We start from the raw sequence: 15,741 nt of genomic DNA on the forward strand, positions 1-15,741 counted from the left end.
ATTTGAAAAGCATTCGTCCCTTGTCGAATTTGTGTCGGGCAGGAGCTGGAATGGCTTTCAGCAAGTGTTTTGTCCTGTTGGTCTGTTGTTTTTTCTGCACCGAAGCTCTGGCTTGGGATGGAGTTGTGCAGCGGATCGAAGACGGCAATACCCTTACTGTGAGCAGAAAGGGTTGGGGCGGCGGATCGGGAGTTGTTCTTGTTTTTTATGGTATTCAGGTACCCGGCCTGCGGCAGCCCTATGGCCGCGAAGCCCGAGAGCGCCTGCTCCAGCTTATTCCGCCCGGCACGGAAATTGCCGTGGAGCCAGTGGGCAAAGCCATGTCGGGCTATGTCAGTGCCTTGGTGCAGCTCAAGGGAACTTCGCTCAACCACCTTCTGGTCATGGAGGGGTTGGCTTGGGTGGATCGTCAGACATGCAAGGCCATTTTCTGCCGCCGCTGGCATATTCAGGAGCACCAGGCCATTCGGGAAAGGCTGGGTATCTGGGGATTGAATATCGGTACGCCGCCGTGGCAGTGGGGCAAGTGAACCGCCTTTTTGCACAAACCTCAAATGCGCCGCAGGCGCTGGAGGAGACATGAATATTGTCGGCCTTGAAAAAATGCAGGACTTTCTCGCCAACTGGCGTGAGGATCCTTTGCAGGCCAAGGATGCCTTTACCGAGTTTCTGGCCTTTCTCTCGGCACAGGACAATGTGCATTTCAGTTTCAAGGCGCGGCCGAGAGTGAGCTACTCTTTGCGCGCCAGCCATTCCGCCCAGTCCCGCCGCGAGCTTTTTGCCTTGGTGGACGTTGTGGACGATGATCCGCAAAGCCGCTGGCTTTCCGTATGTTTTTACAACGATATGGTGACGGACCCTGAAGAACTGGGCGATTTTGTGCCCGAGGGGCTTTTGGGCGAGGACGCACGCTGTTTCAATCTGGACGGTGATGACGCTTCCATGCGCACATATATCGGCGCACGTCTGGCCGAGGCCGCGGCCAGCGCGGAAAGCGAAAAGGCGTGAGCCCTTCGCCCCCGGTGGCCCTCCGTTGCGTGGCCATTGATTTTGAAACTTCCGGTCACGCGGCCCACAGCGCCTGCGCGGTGGGGATGGCCCGCATTGACAAGGGGGGAGTGAGTGAAGTCTTTTACAGTCTGCTCCGCCCGCCTTCTTCCAAAGTGCTGTTTACAGAAGTTCACGGCCTGACCTGGGCCATGCTTCAGGATGCCCCTACCTTTGCTCAGGCATATCCGGCCATTGCCGGCTTTTTGCACGACACGGATGTTCTGCTGGCCCACAACGCCAGCTTTGACCGGCGAGTGCTCCGTGGTTGCTGCACCAGCTTCCGTAAGCCGCTGATTGACCTTCCCTTTCTCTGTACGCTTCGGGGCGCACGGCGCAGCCTTCCCCTGCCGTCCAAAAAACTCTCCGCAGTCTGCGGGCATTTTGGCATTGCCCTCAACCACCACCATGCCGGATCTGACGCCGCAGCCTGCGCCGAGGTATACCTGCGCCTGCGCTCTCTGGGGGTTTCTGACGCCCAGATGCGTATATGATCCTTTTTCGCGCTTCCTGTACCGGTTAAATCCAAATCCCCGCATACGGCACTTCCTTACGTGCGGGCGAAGATTGTTTCTCCGTCCCGCCGCCTTTTCCGACACTCTGCCTTTCTGTCAACAAACCGGCGGTCAGAAGAGCAGAGAATTTTTTTGTTTTTATTAAGCTGTTTTTATTGTGTATTTTTGCTTGGAACAAATTTTGCTTTCCATAAAAAAATTTCTCTGTGCAAATGCGGAGGTGGCCCATGAAAAGTATGTTCAACATGCAGATAGGCCTTGTGGGCAAGGTCATGGACATGCAGTTGCAGCGCCAGAATGTCATTTCCGGCAATATAGCCAACGTGGAAACACCGCACTACAAGCCGCGCGAACTGACCTTTGAGAAAGATCTTCAGGCTGCGCTTGGCTTGGACGCTCGTGGCGAGGTGAGCAGGACGGACAGGGCGCACATGCCCACGGTTTTTGATCCGGAAGGTTTTGGCCCTGACTGGTCAAAGGAACTGAAGCCGCGCATGATCCACGGGGAAGACAGGGTCAATATTGACAAGGAAATGGCCCGCCACGCCAAAAACCAGTTACAGTATACGGCCTTGACTCAGGTCATGACCAAATCCTTCGAAGGCTTGAACACGGTCATTCAGGAAGGAAAGCAGGCCTAGCGCCTGCCTGTGGAGGGCGTCATGGATTTCATGACAGCATTTGACATCAGCGCGTCCGGCCTTTCGGCGGACCGCACACGCATCAACACCATTTCCATGAACCTGGCCAATGCCAAGACCACGCGTACTCCGCAGGGGGGCCCGTACCGTCGGCGCAGCGTATTGCAGCAAACTGCGGATGTGGATGATCCTTTTTCCATCCACATGCGGTCGGAACTGGATCGGGCTGTGCAGGGTGTTCGGGTCATGGCAGTGACCATGGATACCCGTCCCTTCAAAAGGGTTTATGAGCCAGGCCATCCTGATGCCAATGAAGAAGGATACGTTCTCTATCCGGACATCAATGTGGTGGAGGAAATGGCCAATCTCATGACGGCCCAGCGCAATTATGAGGCCAACGTGACCACTGTGGAAGCTCTCAAGGGCATGTACGTCAAGGCGTTGGAAATCGGCAGATAGGCGGCTGGCAGCGGCCGGGAGAGGAGGCAGTATGAGCATTCAGGCAACGGGTATGCGGGCCTATACCGAAGCCCTGCAGCACTTCAAGAAGGTGCAGGGCTCCCTGCAGGAAGGAATGCCCGTCAGCGGCAAGACGCTGTTTGCCAAGACGCTGGATCAGAGCCTGTTGCGCGACACGGTGGATCGCGGAGAAAATTTCGGTGCGCAGGCCGATTTTATCACCTACCCTGATCATCGGCGCATTCCGGTCATGTCCGAAAACAGTTTTACCGACACCGTGAAAAATTCCCTGCACAAGGTCAATTCTCTTGACGCTGCAAAAAACAGGGCAGTGACCGATTTTGCCTCCGGCCGCAATCAGAATGTGCATGAACTCATGATCAGCATGCAAAAATCCAGTCTGGCCATGAAGCTTACCACAGCCGTGCGCGGCAAGGTTCTGGAAGCGTACAAGGAAATTTCTCGCCTCCAGTTCTGATACCGGTTTGTCTTCTTTTTCGTCGCACCATGCTTGGCGTGGTGCGTTTTTGTGCTGCCGGAAGCATGTACCATTGGCTGCGTACCTGTTTTTGCGGGAAGTTCGGGTGGCATGACAATTGCTATCCTTCAGCAGCATCATGTCGAAAAACCGCCACAAAGATATCAGGAGCGACCGTATGCCCGAATTTCTTGCACGCATCATCACTACTATCAAGGAACTTTGGGCCGGAATGAGCATTGTGCAGCGTGCTCTGGCCGCAGGTGGGGCAGTGGCATTGCTGGCAACGGTTATCGGTCTTTCGCTTTGGCTCAACAAACCGGAATACAGGGTACTGTACTCCAACCTGGGGCCGGAAGACGCCAGCGTCGTCATCAAGGCGCTGCAGGCGGACAAGGTGCAGTACCGGCTGGTGGACGGCGGAGCCACGATCATGGTTCCCCACGAGGTCGTGTACGATCAGCGCATCAAGATCGCGGGCGAAGGTGCCCTTGTGGGTCAGGGCATAGGTTTTGAGATTTTTGACAAGGTAAAGGTGGGCCAGACGGACTTTGTGCAAAAAATCAACTACACGCGCGCTCTTCAGGGAGAGCTGGCCCGCACCATCAGCGAATTTCCCAGCGTGGATAGCGCCCGTGTACATCTGGTCATTCCGCGCCGCAGCCTGTTTGTGGAGGAGCGTCTTTCCCCTTCGGCCTCTGTTGTGCTCAAGCTCAAGCGCCCCAGCGTCAAGCCGGATCAGAAAGAAATCACTGCCGTCCTGAACATGATGCTCATGTCGGTGGAAGGGCTGGACAAGAAGCATATTTCCATCACCGACAACGGCGGCAAGGTGCTGTACCAGCCGGAGGAAGACAGCCTTGCCGGCATCAGCACCACCCAGATGGAGTACCGCAGCCAGGTTCAGCGCAATCTCGAGCGCCGCATCGAAGAAATGCTCCAGCCCATTTTTGGGCCTGGCCGTGTCATTGCCAAGGTCAATGCGGACATGGACTTCAGCCAGAAGACCATCAGGCGCGAATTTTTTGACCCGGAAAAAACCGTGGTGCGCAGTGAGCAGCGCAGCGAGGAAACCCAGCAGGGGCGCGCCAATCTCGAAGCCGGGTCGCCCGACGTGAACTACCGTGGCGACGGCATCACCGGCTCTGTGTCGGATCAGAACGGCAGCCGGGAAACGCGCACCACCAACTATGAAATCAACAAGGAAGAGCAGCAGATCGTTTCCAATGTGGGAGATTTGCGCCGGCTGACAGTTGCAGTTCTCATTGATGGCACGTATGAAAAGGCCGAGGGCATCTGGACTTTCGTGCCCCGCAAGGACGAAGAGCTGGAGCGTGTGCGTCAGTTGGTGAGCAACGCCGTTGGTCTGGACAAGGAGCGCGGCGATGCTCTGGAGGTCAGTTCCGCTCCCTTTGCGGATTCGGAGCCGCCCCAGGATCCCAACTTCGCCGGCATGCTGGCCGATTACGCGGAGCGTCTGGGCAAGCCCCTGCTCAATGCGCTGCTGGCCTTCCTGTTCCTGATGCTTGTGGTGCGGCCCGTGGTTCTGGCACTTATCCGCCCCAAGGTCGAAGCCGGAGAAATGGTGGAGGGTCTTGAGGGGCTTCCCGCAGCGGAAGAGCAGATTGCCCTGTATGAAGCCCTGGAAGAAGCGGCCAAGGGCGAAGAAGAAACGCAGGAAGAAGACGACGAAATGCTGTTCAAGGATATTGAAGCTCTGAAAGCGCACATTTTCAGCCTTTCCGACAATCATATGGAACAGGTTGTCATGGTGGTGCGCGGCTGGATGAAAGGCGATGAAACTGCCAAGGCGTAGCCCTCCTGGGATTTCTGACGGTGAGGACACCTCTTTTGCGGCGCAGCGCCGGGCAGCGCGCCTTGCCCAAAAGGAAACCAACCAGAGGATAGAAGACCTCAAGGTGCGCCTGTTTCGCATAACAGAAGTCCATATGGATCGCGCCGTGCGCCTGATCAAACGCTGGCTGACCGAAAAAGAGTAGGGGCAGCAGAACGTTATCGTGTATGGGATCGCTGCCCGGAGCAGGGCTGTGCAGGATGTCCGGAGCGCAGAAAACGCAGTCCGGAAGATATGTGAAGGAGTGGACAAATGGCGTTGACCGGCAAACAGCGCATAGCCGTACTCTTGCTCGCCATGGGCGACAGATTTACAGCGGACGTGTTCAAGCGCATGAACAGGCAGGAAATCGCCGAAATTTCCAGAACTATTGTGGAGTTGGAATCCGTTCCTCGCGAAACGGTGGAAGAAGTGCTGCGCGAGTTTCATGAATCCCTTGTGGAAGGGGTGGACATGATTTCCGGCGGCAGCGACATTCTGAAACGCCTGCTGGTCAAGAATGTGGATCCGGAAACCGCCAAATATATCATGGATTCCTTGAGCCTGGAGACAGGGTCCGCGCCTTTTCGTGAACTGGATCAGGTCAGTCCGCGCGTGTTGTCACAGGTATTGCGCAACGAGCATCCCCAGACCTTGGCGCTCATTCTTGGGCATCTGCATCCTGATCAGGCTGCCAGCCTTTTGACAAGCCTGCCTGCGGGCGTACGCGCAGAAGTGATCATGCGTCTGGCGCGTCTGGAGGCTGTGCCCGAAGACATGCTGCTGGAGGTGGACCGGGTGCTCACCAGTCAGCTCATTGCCATGGGCGGCAAGGAAGGCAAGAAGGTGGGGGGCGTGCAGTCTGTAGCCGAAATTTTGAATGCCGTGGATCGCGCCACGGAAGAAGAAGTCCTGTCGGAAATCGAGGAAGATTCCGCGCAGCTTGCCGAAGATATCCGCAACCTCATGTTTGTGTTTGAAGACTGCAAGAATATTGATGACCGCGGCGTGCGCGAAATGCTCAAGGAAATCTCCAATGAAGACCTTACGCTGGCCCTGCGGGGAGCCAGTGACGAGCTCAAGGAAAAGTTTTTCAAGAACATGTCGGAACGCGCAGGCAACATGGTTCGCGAAGAACTGGAATTCATGGGGCCGACAAAGCTTGCGGATGTGGAAGAGGCTCAGCAGAATATCGTCAAGATCGTGCGCCGTCTGGAAGGCGAGGGGAAGCTGGCAATCAGCCGCGGCACAGGCGATGTTTTTGTGTAGCGAAAAGCGCGGCGCGGATGCCCTGTGATGTGGGGATGCGGTCATGGCTGAAGAGCAGAGAAAGTGGAGCACTGTTTTCATGGGGGAGCGCGAGGCCACCGCGCAAGAGCTTGAAGCCATGCAGGAACCCCTGTTGCGCGAGCGTATGCGCCACAGGCAACAGGAAGATTATCTGGCGCGGGTACGCGCCAAGGCCGAGGAACGCGCTCGCGAAATCCTGGGCGCAGCCTATGCCGAACGGCAACGGGTACTGGATGAAGCCGCGAAGGAGGCGCGTGTCCTTTGCCGGAATATGACTGTCGAGTCCGAAGCCATGAAAGCCCGGAGCCAGGATGCTCTGGAGAGCGCCCAGGCAGAGCTTGCCCGTGCCGAGGCCCTGCGGGAAGAGGCGTGCAGCGTTCGCAATGCCGCCCACGATGAAGGGTTTGCGGTCGGCATGGAAAAAGCTGCCGTGGAACTGAAGGCTTTGCGCACGGAGATGGGCATATCTCTGGGGGAGGTGTTGCGCGGTTTGGAGGCGCAGCGTGAATCCCTGGCCGCCACATGGCGTGAAGAACTGGCGGATTTGACGCGCGCCGCAGTGGAGGCGGGCACAGGCTGGACTCTGGAAGCAGAGCACGAGCGCATTCTGCGCCATCTGGTGCTTGACTCCCTGAAGCGTTTGGAAGACCGGGCTGTGGTCACAGTTCGCGTGCATCCCGAAGACGAAGCCTTTGTGGGCGAGCTTTTTTTGATCGCCCGTGAAAGCGCTCCCGATCTCAGGCAGTGGGTCGTCACGGGCGACGCATCGCTGGAGCGGGGCAGCATACTGGCCGAGAGCGGCAGCGGCAGCGTGGACTGCCGCAGAAAAAACTACCGGGAGATGGTAGACAATATTTTGAATTTTCTGACTCTTCCTCCGCGCGATGAAGACGGGAGGCGTGCTGAAGAGGTGAGCGTCATTGTGGAGCGCGAAGCGCGGCGCATGGCGGAGATGTTGCCCCCTCTCTCTGTGCCGGAACAGGAAGCTGAGAAAAAAGAGGTTCTTGAAGCGGAGCTTGATGCCCTGCCTGAAGAAAAAAGTCATGAAGATGCCGCCTTGCCCGCAACAAATGCGGGGGAGGAGCAGGCTGGGCCTTTGGACGAGGCCTTTTTGTCGCCGGAAGACGGGCCGGGCACGGAAGATGCGGAGCCGGAACTTGCGGAAGCGGAGCGTGAAATGCCGGAAGCTGCCTGTCCGGAAGACGCCACGCCCGAATTGCGGCTGCCACGCGAAGAGCGGAGCGCGGACGCGCCGGACAATGCCAATCCCAGTTTGGCCGAACTTGAAGAAGAGCTTTTTCCCGTGACAGGCAATGATGTCCATACATCAGAGGAAAAGGCAAAACAGGTGTTCAGTCGCGGAGGATTTCTGGACGATGCGGACGAAAAAAACCGCAACTGAGCCCCGGGCTATCCCCTTTTGGCAGGTTGCCCCATGAAGCTGGATCCCCAGGCATGCGCGGCACTCTTGCGAAGCGGAAATCCTGTCCGTCTTTATGGCAAGGTAAACAAGGTGGTGGGCCTTGTGGCCGAAGGCAGCGGCATGCGCGCGCCTCTGGGGGCTGTCTGCCACCTGTTGCCCGATGAAGATGAGGAGGCCATTGCAGCCGAGGTGGTGGGCTTTCGCGAAGGGAACCTGCTGTTCATGCCCTATGGTGATATGCGGGGTATCTGCCCCGGCAGCCGCATCCGCAATACCAGCCTCCCGCCGGTTTTTCCCGTGGGGCCGGAGCTTCTTGGACGGGCCCTTGACGCCTTCGGCGCGCCGCTGGACGGCGGCCCGCCGGTGAGTGCGGATCTCTGCCTTGCTCCTCTCGCGTCCCAAACTTCCGGGGAGGGTTTCCGGGAGATTGATGCCCACCGGGAGCATGAGCCTTCCTGGGTTTCCGAGGCGCGTACGCATTGGCCCGCAGAACTGGCCCCTCTCTATACGTCTCCTCCCACGCCCCTGCAACGTCCCCGCATCAAAGATATTCTGGATGTGGGCGTACGTTCCGTCAACAGTCTCCTGACCCTAGGCAAGGGGCAGCGCGTGGGCATCATGGCTGGATCGGGTGTGGGCAAGTCCACGCTGATGGGCATGATGGCCAGATACACCTGCGCCGATGTCAACGTCATTGCGCTTATCGGCGAGCGGGGGCGCGAGGTGCTGGAATTTATGGAGCGGGATCTGGGGCCGGAAGGTATGGCGCGTTCCGTGCTGGTTATCGCCACTTCGGATCAGTCGCCGCTGGTGCGGATGCGCGCGGCCTATGCCGCCACATCGGTGGCAGAATATTTCCGGGACAAGGGGCTGGACGTCCTCCTGATGATGGACTCTGTTACCCGTTTTGCCATGGCATCCCGTGAAGTCGGGCTGGCAGTGGGCGAGCCTCCCACCACCAAGGGGTATACGCCTTCTGTTTTCGCCCAGCTGCCCAAGCTTCTGGAAAGGGCGGGGCGCTCTTCCCGTGGGACGATCACAGGCATCTATACTGTGCTGGTGGACGGCGACGACTTCAACGAGCCGGTGGCCGATGCCGTGCGCTCCATTCTGGACGGGCACATTGTGCTCACACGCGAACTGGCTGACCAGGGGCACTTTCCGGCCATTGACGTGCTGCGCTCCATCAGCCGCTTGCGCACCGATATTTGCGAGCGACAGGATGTTCTGGCGGGGCGTGTGCTCACCAGGCACATGAGCGTTTTCCGGCGGGTGGAAGACATGGTCAATATCGGGGCCTATGCCAGAGGCTCCAATCCGGAGATTGATGCAGCCATTGCCGCCATGCCTGCCATCAACGCCTTTTTGCAGCAGGATGTAGGAGACAGGCAGCCTGTGGCGCAGTGCATGGCCCAGATGCGCGCCTTGGCCGGGGAAGACACTGCGGGAGCACCGCCTGATCCGGCTGCCGGAGAGATGCCATCGCCGGATTTTTGACGCGCGCTGGCCTGTTTTGCAGCACAAAGGAGGTTGTATGGCTTTTTTTGCAGCCAGGGATGTTGAAACGACTCTGTCTTGTCCGTCGTGTGCGCAGGCTTTGCATATTGCCCGTTCCTGCCACGAGGTTTTTCTGCGTTGTCCGGCCTGCCGGGCCAAGTATCCTCTGCAGCAGTTTATCCACAAGGCCGATGCCGCCATGGAAAATTTTCTGGAAAATGTGTACTGCGACAGAATTTGACGACTATTCGTGCGTATCTTTTTGGAGCAGGCTCCTGCCCGCCATCACTCCACTGGCCCATGCCCAGTGCAGATTGTAGCCTCCCAGCAAACCGGTCACGTCAAGCAATTCGCCAATGACAAAGAGTCTGGGACAGATCAGGCTGCCCATACTGTGGGGGTCGATTTCATCTGTTGTGACGCCTCCTGTACAAACTTCGGCTTTTTTGAATCCGGCCGTGCCCACAGGGCGCAGCCGATGGCAGTGTATGCTTTCTGCCAGGGCCTGCCGCATGCTGCGCGCAAGCTCTGCAATTTTGCGTCGCGCCGTATCCGGTGGCAGCAGGCTGTCCACGAGACGTTGCGGCAAATGGCGCGCCAGCAGGGAGCGGGGAGTCTGTCCGCCTGCCTGTGGTGCAGCAAACAGGCTGCGTACGTCCCGTCCCGGAAGAAAATCCATCGTAATCTCCTTGTCTTTTTGCCAATACAGGGAAGCCTTGAGGGCAAGAGGCCCACTCAAACCGCAGTGGGTCAGAAGCAGAGAATCTTCCCAGAAGCGGTTGCCGATACTGATGCGTGCCGGAAGGCTGATGCCGGTCAGGGCAGGCAACGGGGAGTCCGGAGCCAGCAGCAGAGGGGTCAGGGCGGGACGCGGGGGAACAATGCCGTGCCCCAGGCTCTGGGCAAGGCGGTAGCCAGCAGCGCTGCCACCTGCCTGAGGGCAGGCGGGGCTGCCCAGGGCCAGCACCAGAGCCTGTGCCCGCCACTGACCCGCTTGGCCTGTAGCGAGAAAAGTTCCGTCCGCCATTACCTGCACGGTATCAACCACCGCCCTGCAAACAATGCGCGCGCCATATCGGCGGCAGTCATTGCTCAGGGCTCCCGCCAGCCTTTGTGCGGGAACTGTCAAAAAAAGCTGGCCGTGGGTTCGCTCTTCAAAGGGCAGGTTCCATTGCCGTAGCAGACGCAGCATATGCTCTGGGGTAAAGGCCCGCAGGGCTGGTACACAAAACGCTGCCCCGCGCGCACCGTCAGAGCGAAAATGATCCTCCGAAATCTCGCGGTTGCTGAAGTTGGCTCTGCCGCCGCCGCTGATTGCCAGCTTGCGGCCAGGGGAAGCTCCGGCCTCCAGAACAACCACGCTCAGGCCCTGCCCGGCGGCTTCGCGCGCACACATCAGCCCCGATGCACCCGCGCCCAGCACCAACACATCGGTGTTGCTGCATGCTCCGGGCGCAGTATGGAGCCTCCTGTTTGACAGGCGGGCGGCTGTGGGGAAATATCGTTCCGGTTTGTGCATGAGGGCAGGGTATACGAGGTCATGGCCTCTGCCAACAGCGTTCTTGAAGCAACGAATGGATGACGGGCGTCTGCCGCCGCAGGCTTGTCCCCAGCATACCCGGAGGCGATATGCCTGTTCTTTCTTCTTCATACCGTGCGCCCTGGTTTGTCGCCAATGGCCATGCCAATACTCTGTGGCCGGTTCTGTTTCGTCCCCACCCCGTACTCCCGGCAAATGCGCAAAGGGTGCGCATAGATACGCCGGACGGCGATTTTCTGGATATGGACCTTCATGCCGCCGGGGCTTTTGGGGGGCAAGGTTTCGGGCAAGGCCGTGCCATTGCCGTGATTTCGCACGGTCTGGAAGGCAACAGCCGCCGCAAGTATGTGCTGGGCATGGCCCGCGTCCTGCTGGAGGAAGGTTTTGACGTTCTGGCCTGGAACATGCGCTTCTGCTCGGGGGAAGCCAACCGCACGCCGCGACTCTACCATATGGGTGAAACGGAAGATCTGGATACAGTACTACGCTACGCGCAAGGTTTTGACCGCCCCTTGCTGCTGGTGGGATTCAGCATGGGCGGCAACCAGATCCTTTGCCGACTGGGGCGGGAGCCTGTTCCCGGCTTGGTCAAAGCCGCAGTGGCCGTGTCTGTTCCGTGCGATCTGGCGGCTTCGGCTCCGGTCATGGACGGCCCCTCCTGCCGTGTGTACATGTGGTATTTCTTGCGTACCCTGCGGGCCAAGATACGGTCAAAGGCGGCCATATTCCCGGATTTTCCTCCGGCGGCGGGACTGGAAGACATACGGACATTTGCGGAGTTTGACGGACGCTTTACAGCGCCGCTGCACGGTTTTTCTTCGGCCCGCGATTATTGGGAGCAATGCGGCTCCTTGAAATATCTTGATCAGATGCCTGTGCCCGTCTATCTGCTTATGGCAGAGGACGATCCTTTTTGCGCGCCGTCCTGCTTTCCTTGGGAAGCCGCTCAAAAATCGCCGTCCCTGTTTCTGGAGGTACCCCCGCAGGGCGGACATGTGGGGTTTGTGCACGGGAGCGGCATGTACTACAGCGAGCGGCGTGCGCGGGATTTCGTGCGTATGCTGTCCGGGCAGGGCGTTTTTTGAAGTGCAGGGGGGCCTTCGCAGATTCGTTCTGCACCTCAGTTTTTGTTTTTGCGCCCCGCTTGGCTGTGCCCGATCCGGCAGGACTGTGTTTGCGCCGGGCTGTGCGCTGCAAGCTTTTTTTGTGTCAGGCCCGTGGGCAAAGCCGACAAGGGATCTTCCGGCCAGGGATGTTTGGGGTAGCGTCCGCGCATTTCCGCGCGGACAGCAGGGTAACCAACGCGCCAGAAGTGGGCGAGGTCTCTGGTAATCTGAAGGGGGCGGCCTGCCGGGGACAAAAGGCGCACCGCCAGTGCCACGCGCCCGTTGGCGATACGGGGTGTTTCCCGGCAGCCGAACATTTCTTGCAGCTTTACGGCCAGCCAGGGGCCGCCGTCTTCTCCGTACACAATGGGGCGCATGCTCCCTGAAGGGACGCGCCAGTGGGAAGGAGCCTGCTCTTCCAGTCGGAGGCGGAGAGGATGGGGAAGGCGCATCTGCATGCAGGCCAAGACGCGTTCCGGCGTGATCTCGTCAAGGCGCAGACAGCCATGAAGTTCCGGGCCAAGCCACTCTTCCAGACTTTCCAGCAATGCCGCGTCACTGATATCGGGCCAGATACCGGGATCCAGCTGGTGCAGCAGCATCGCCCGCGCCCTCCATTGGATACAGGCATCGCTCCAGGGCAGACAGCCCAGGCCGTGCGTGCGCACATGCGCGCAGAGCACTGCGGCGCATTGTTCCGGGGCGGGAGCGGGCAGGGGAGAGTCTTCCAGAAGCAGGGCGCCCAGACGGCGCGTACGCCGGGCAGTGATCCGGCCTGTATCTGTTGTTTCCAGAGTGTCCAGTATCTGCATGTCTTGCGCGAAAATGTCTTCAAGGCATTCTGCGTCCAGCGCGGCGGCAAGGCGGATGCGGCTGCGCGCTCCCGCGCCGTCGGGCAGGGCCACGGCCAGAAACTCTTCCCTCGCCAGCGAGTCGCTGACGGGCAAAAAGGCGGCACGCCCCGAGCGCAGAAGAAAATGGGCATGCGTACCGGCCGTATTCTGGCGCACTGCCACATGTTCGGGCCAGGCCAGAGCCAACAGTGAACCCGTGTGGGCAGCGCTTTGCGCAGCAGCGCGAAAGATATCGCCGTGTATCTCCATACGCCGCGCCAGCCGCGCTGCCTGGCGCCGCAGGCGCTGCCGCAGGGCAGGATGCAGATTTTCGGGCTGTTCCGGCTCGCGGCAGAGCCAGTCTGTGCGGAGGCGCATGTCGCAGTCCGGCGGAAAACATCCCTCCGGGCAGCTGCTGTCACTTCCGGCAAAGGGGTCGCGGTCTTCCAGCAGGGCTGCCAGGCAGCAGCCCAGAGCGGCATGCCCGTTTTTCCGGGCCTGGAGAACAAGGCGTGCTGTACGGGCATTCATGGGCAGGGCCGCCATTTCATGTCCCGCAGCTGTCAGGCGCGACTGTCCGTCCAGGGCTCCCAGCATCTGGAGGGTCCGGCGGGCTGCGGACAACCGTGCTGCGGCAGGAGGGTCTGCCCAAGCCAGATTTTCCGGGGCGGTGCCCCAGGCGGCCAGTTGCAGCACCAGATCCGTCAGGTCGGCATCCAGAATTTCCGGTCGGATATGGGGGGCATGCTGCTCTCTTCTTCCTGTGCCCACAAGCGACAGCAAAGGCCGGGCATGGTGCGTCCCGCGCGTCCAGAGCGTTGTGTCGCTCCGGCCAGGGAGATGCGCTGGGTAGTCAGTCTGGTTTGGCCGCTGTCCGGATCAAAACGGGGCAGGCGTGTCAGGCCGCAGTCCACCACCAGCCTGATGCCTTCAATGGTCAGGGAGGTTTCGGCAATGGATGTAGCCAGGACAATCTTGCGATGCCCTGTGGGGGCGGGGGCGATGGCGGCGTCCTGATCTGCGGCGGGAAGGCTGCCGTGGAGGGAGTGGAGTGTCACATTGTCCGGCAGGCGGGGGCGGAGCAGGGTTTCTGTTTGCCTGATTTCACTCACACCGGGGCAAAAGGCCAGAAGATTGCCGCCTTCCGTGCGCACAAGTTCGGCGATCACATCCGCCATATGTCGCCAGAGAGCCGGGTTGGCTCCGTGCCCCGGAACGATGTTTTTTGTCGGCGGCAAGGGCCGGTAACGCAGTTCCACAGGAAAGCTTTTTCCGCTGGCCTCAAGCACCGGGCAGCCCCCCAACAAGCTGCTCACATTGCCCATGTCCAGAGTGGCGGACATGACCACAAGGCGCAAATCGGGGCGAAAAACGTCCTGACTTTCCAGACAGAGCGCCAGCCCCATATCTGCAACAAGGGAACGTTCGTGAAACTCGTCAAAGAGCACGCAGGCAGCATGGGGCAGTTCCGGATTTTCCTGAAGCATCTGGGTCAGAACGCCCTCGGTGACAACCTCTACGCATGTTTGCCTGCTGACGCGGCTCTCGTCGCGGGTACGAAAACCCACGGTTTCGCCCGCCTGTTCCCCCAAAAGAGCCGCCATGTGGCGGGCGAGAGCGCGGGCGACCACGCGACGGGGTTCGAGCAGCAGGATTTTGCGCTGCCTGCGCCAGGGAGCTGCGAGCAACCACAGGGGCAGGCGACTGCTTTTTCCCGCGCCCGGAGGCGCGCTGAGCACAAGATTTTTTTGTTGGCACAGGGAAGTCTGCACTGCACGGCGCACTGCGTCCAAGGGGCAGGGCGGCAGAGGAGGAAGAAAATCGTGTGGCTTCATGGCAGAAGAGGGCAGGTATGCCCGTTTTTTTTCTGGCAATCCGGCGCGTGTCAGTGTATTGACATGGGAAAGGTCATGGAGGTGAAGAAAGCGCCATGCAGTTGGATACCAGCGGCATCATTGGTCAGAGCACCACGCTGGCCGATGTTTTTCGTATTCTCGGAAAGGTGGCTCCCACAGACAGCACGGTTCTTGTAACCGGCGAATCGGGAACAGGCAAGGAATTGCTGGTGCGTGCGCTCCACGCCAACAGTTCCCGGGCGGGCAAACCTTTTGTGCCCATCAACTGCGGAGCCATTCCCAAGGAATTGCTGGAAAGCGAGCTGTTTGGGCACGAGAAAGGCGCTTTTACCCATGCCATCCGCTCCCGCCCCGGACGTTTTGAACTGGCTGACGGCGGCACAATTTTTCTGGACGAAATCGGCGAAATGGACTTGAGCCTGCAAGTCAAGATATTGCGCGTTCTGCAGGAAAAAGAGATAGAGCGCGTGGGCGGCAGTGGCTGCAAAAAGGTGGACGTACGCATTGTAGCCGCAACCAACAGGAATCTGGAAGAAGAGGTGGCTGCCGGGCGTTTTCGGGAAGACCTCTATTACCGTCTCAACGTCATCCCCCTGCACTTGCCGCCTCTGCGCCAGAGAGGGGGCGATGTCCTTTTGCTGGCCAAGCACTTTCTCGGCGCTTTTTGCGCCAAAAAACGCCGCGCTCCCCTCACGTTGAGCACAGACGCCAGTCGTGTTCTGATTGCCTACGACTGGCCGGGAAATGTGCGTGAACTGGAAAACTTCATGGAGCGCTTGAGCATTCTGGTGGACGGAAATACCGTACGCCCGGAAGATTTGCCGCCAAAAATCCTTGAACGCGTGGGCACCATAGAGTTTTTGCCGGCAGTGAAGGAAGATTTGGCGCCGCTTGCTGCGGCGATCCCCGTGTCTCCGTCTGCTACCGCTCCGGCGCCTTCCTCGCCGCAGGACATACCTGCACCCGGTACAGGAGGCTTCGCCTGGCCGACTTTGGATCTTCTGGCAGAGCGGCAGACAAATCTCAAAGATTTTCTGGATGCGGTGGAAGCGCGTCTCATTGACGAGGCCATGCTCAGGGCGGGGGGAGTAAAAAACCAGGCGGCCGAATTGCTGGGTATCAAACGCACCACCCTTATTGAAAAGCTCAAAAAGCGCACAGTGGACGGCATGTAGGCTTTTTTCAAAAACTGTTTTTTTGCGGGCGTATGAATACAAAAATC

Annotated in this window: 17 protein-coding genes; 14 read left to right on the forward strand and 3 right to left on the reverse strand. The window is 59.2% G+C overall.

All coding sequences use genetic code 11. From position 1 onward, the window contains the following. The first annotated feature begins 50 nt into the window (after positions 1 to 50). The 12 genes from EII23_RS04660 (at position 51) to EII23_RS04720 (ending at position 9,425) form a co-directional block, all read left to right on the forward strand. Positions 51 to 530, forward strand: coding sequence for a thermonuclease family protein (locus EII23_RS04660; RefSeq protein ID WP_260424594.1), 480 nt, complete (start codon positions 51 to 53; stop codon positions 528 to 530). A gap of 49 nt (positions 531 to 579) precedes the next feature. Next, positions 580 to 1,008, forward strand: a complete 429-nt coding sequence (locus EII23_RS04665; protein WP_124792223.1) for a hypothetical protein — start codon at positions 580 to 582, stop codon at positions 1,006 to 1,008. After that, entirely contained in the window at positions 1,005 to 1,541 is a 537-nt protein-coding gene (locus tag EII23_RS04670) for an exonuclease domain-containing protein (RefSeq protein ID WP_260424595.1), read from the forward strand. Before EII23_RS04665 ends, EII23_RS04670 begins: the two co-directional genes overlap by 4 nt. A gap of 248 nt (positions 1,542 to 1,789) precedes the next feature. Then, positions 1,790 to 2,203: a flagellar basal body rod protein FlgB gene (flgB, locus tag EII23_RS04680; protein WP_124792225.1), complete on the forward strand. Its 414-nt coding sequence runs from the start codon at positions 1,790 to 1,792 to the stop codon at positions 2,201 to 2,203. A 21-nt stretch (positions 2,204 to 2,224) separates the two neighbouring features. Further along, positions 2,225 to 2,662 carry a flagellar basal body rod protein FlgC gene (gene flgC / locus EII23_RS04685; RefSeq protein ID WP_124792226.1) on the forward strand — a complete coding sequence of 146 codons (438 nt, stop codon included), beginning with the start codon at positions 2,225 to 2,227 and terminating at the stop codon, positions 2,660 to 2,662. Positions 2,663 to 2,693: 31 nt separating this feature from the next. Beyond that, positions 2,694 to 3,140: a flagellar hook-basal body complex protein FliE gene (fliE, locus tag EII23_RS04690; protein ID WP_124792227.1), complete on the forward strand. Its 447-nt coding sequence runs from the start codon at positions 2,694 to 2,696 to the stop codon at positions 3,138 to 3,140. 178 nt (positions 3,141 to 3,318) lie between these two features. Then, the gene (fliF, locus tag EII23_RS04695) at positions 3,319 to 4,956 is read left to right on the forward strand and encodes a flagellar basal-body MS-ring/collar protein FliF (protein WP_124792228.1); all 1,638 of its coding nucleotides are present in this window, start codon (positions 3,319 to 3,321) and stop codon (positions 4,954 to 4,956) included. Next, entirely contained in the window at positions 4,937 to 5,140 is a 204-nt protein-coding gene (locus EII23_RS04700) for a hypothetical protein (RefSeq protein ID WP_124792229.1), read from the forward strand. The genes fliF and EII23_RS04700 overlap by 20 nt, the downstream gene beginning before the upstream one ends. A gap of 107 nt (positions 5,141 to 5,247) precedes the next feature. Continuing rightward, positions 5,248 to 6,243, forward strand: a complete 996-nt coding sequence (gene fliG, locus EII23_RS04705) for a flagellar motor switch protein FliG (protein WP_124792230.1) — start codon at positions 5,248 to 5,250, stop codon at positions 6,241 to 6,243. A 43-nt stretch (positions 6,244 to 6,286) separates the two neighbouring features. Beyond that, positions 6,287 to 7,666, forward strand: a complete 1,380-nt coding sequence (locus tag EII23_RS04710; protein WP_124792231.1) for a FliH/SctL family protein — start codon at positions 6,287 to 6,289, stop codon at positions 7,664 to 7,666. Positions 7,667 to 7,699: 33 nt separating this feature from the next. Continuing rightward, positions 7,700 to 9,184 (forward strand): FliI/YscN family ATPase, encoded by a 1,485-nt coding sequence (locus EII23_RS04715; protein ID WP_124792232.1) that lies wholly within the window; start codon positions 7,700 to 7,702, stop codon positions 9,182 to 9,184. A 37-nt stretch (positions 9,185 to 9,221) separates the two neighbouring features. Beyond that, positions 9,222 to 9,425 carry a dual CXXC motif small (seleno)protein gene (locus EII23_RS04720; protein ID WP_124792233.1) on the forward strand — a complete coding sequence of 68 codons (204 nt, stop codon included), beginning with the start codon at positions 9,222 to 9,224 and terminating at the stop codon, positions 9,423 to 9,425. A gap of 3 nt (positions 9,426 to 9,428) precedes the next feature. Here the strand turns inward: EII23_RS04720 and EII23_RS04725 are convergent, their stop codons facing one another. Further along, positions 9,429 to 10,835 (reverse strand): NAD(P)/FAD-dependent oxidoreductase, encoded by a 1,407-nt coding sequence (locus EII23_RS04725; protein ID WP_260424596.1) that lies wholly within the window; start codon positions 10,833 to 10,835, stop codon positions 9,429 to 9,431. Between EII23_RS04725 and EII23_RS04730 the strand changes: the two genes are divergently transcribed. Next, positions 10,814 to 11,809: a YheT family hydrolase gene (locus EII23_RS04730; RefSeq protein ID WP_124792235.1), complete on the forward strand. Its 996-nt coding sequence runs from the start codon at positions 10,814 to 10,816 to the stop codon at positions 11,807 to 11,809. The two genes, EII23_RS04725 and EII23_RS04730, sit on opposite strands and share 22 nt — an antisense overlap. A 35-nt stretch (positions 11,810 to 11,844) precedes the next feature. Here the strand turns inward: EII23_RS04730 and EII23_RS13360 are convergent, their stop codons facing one another. Together EII23_RS13360 and EII23_RS13365 are read right to left on the reverse strand one after the other, a co-directional pair. Then, positions 11,845 to 13,434, reverse strand: coding sequence for an ATP-dependent helicase C-terminal domain-containing protein (locus EII23_RS13360; protein ID WP_260424597.1), 1,590 nt, complete (start codon positions 13,432 to 13,434; stop codon positions 11,845 to 11,847). Continuing rightward, on the reverse strand, positions 13,368 to 14,537 hold the full coding sequence (locus tag EII23_RS13365) for a helicase-related protein (RefSeq protein WP_260424598.1): 1,170 nt from the start codon (positions 14,535 to 14,537) through the stop codon (positions 13,368 to 13,370). The genes EII23_RS13360 and EII23_RS13365 overlap by 67 nt, the downstream gene beginning before the upstream one ends. Before the next feature lie 56 nt (positions 14,538 to 14,593). On the opposite strand from EII23_RS13365, the gene EII23_RS04740 reads away from it, so the two are divergent. Next, positions 14,594 to 15,694 (forward strand): sigma-54-dependent Fis family transcriptional regulator, encoded by a 1,101-nt coding sequence (locus tag EII23_RS04740; RefSeq protein WP_124792236.1) that lies wholly within the window; start codon positions 14,594 to 14,596, stop codon positions 15,692 to 15,694. Positions 15,695 to 15,741: the final 47 nt, after the last annotated feature.

The organism is Desulfovibrio sp. OH1186_COT-070, assembly GCF_003860215.1.
GTDB lineage: Bacteria > Desulfobacterota > Desulfovibrionia > Desulfovibrionales > Desulfovibrionaceae > Desulfovibrio.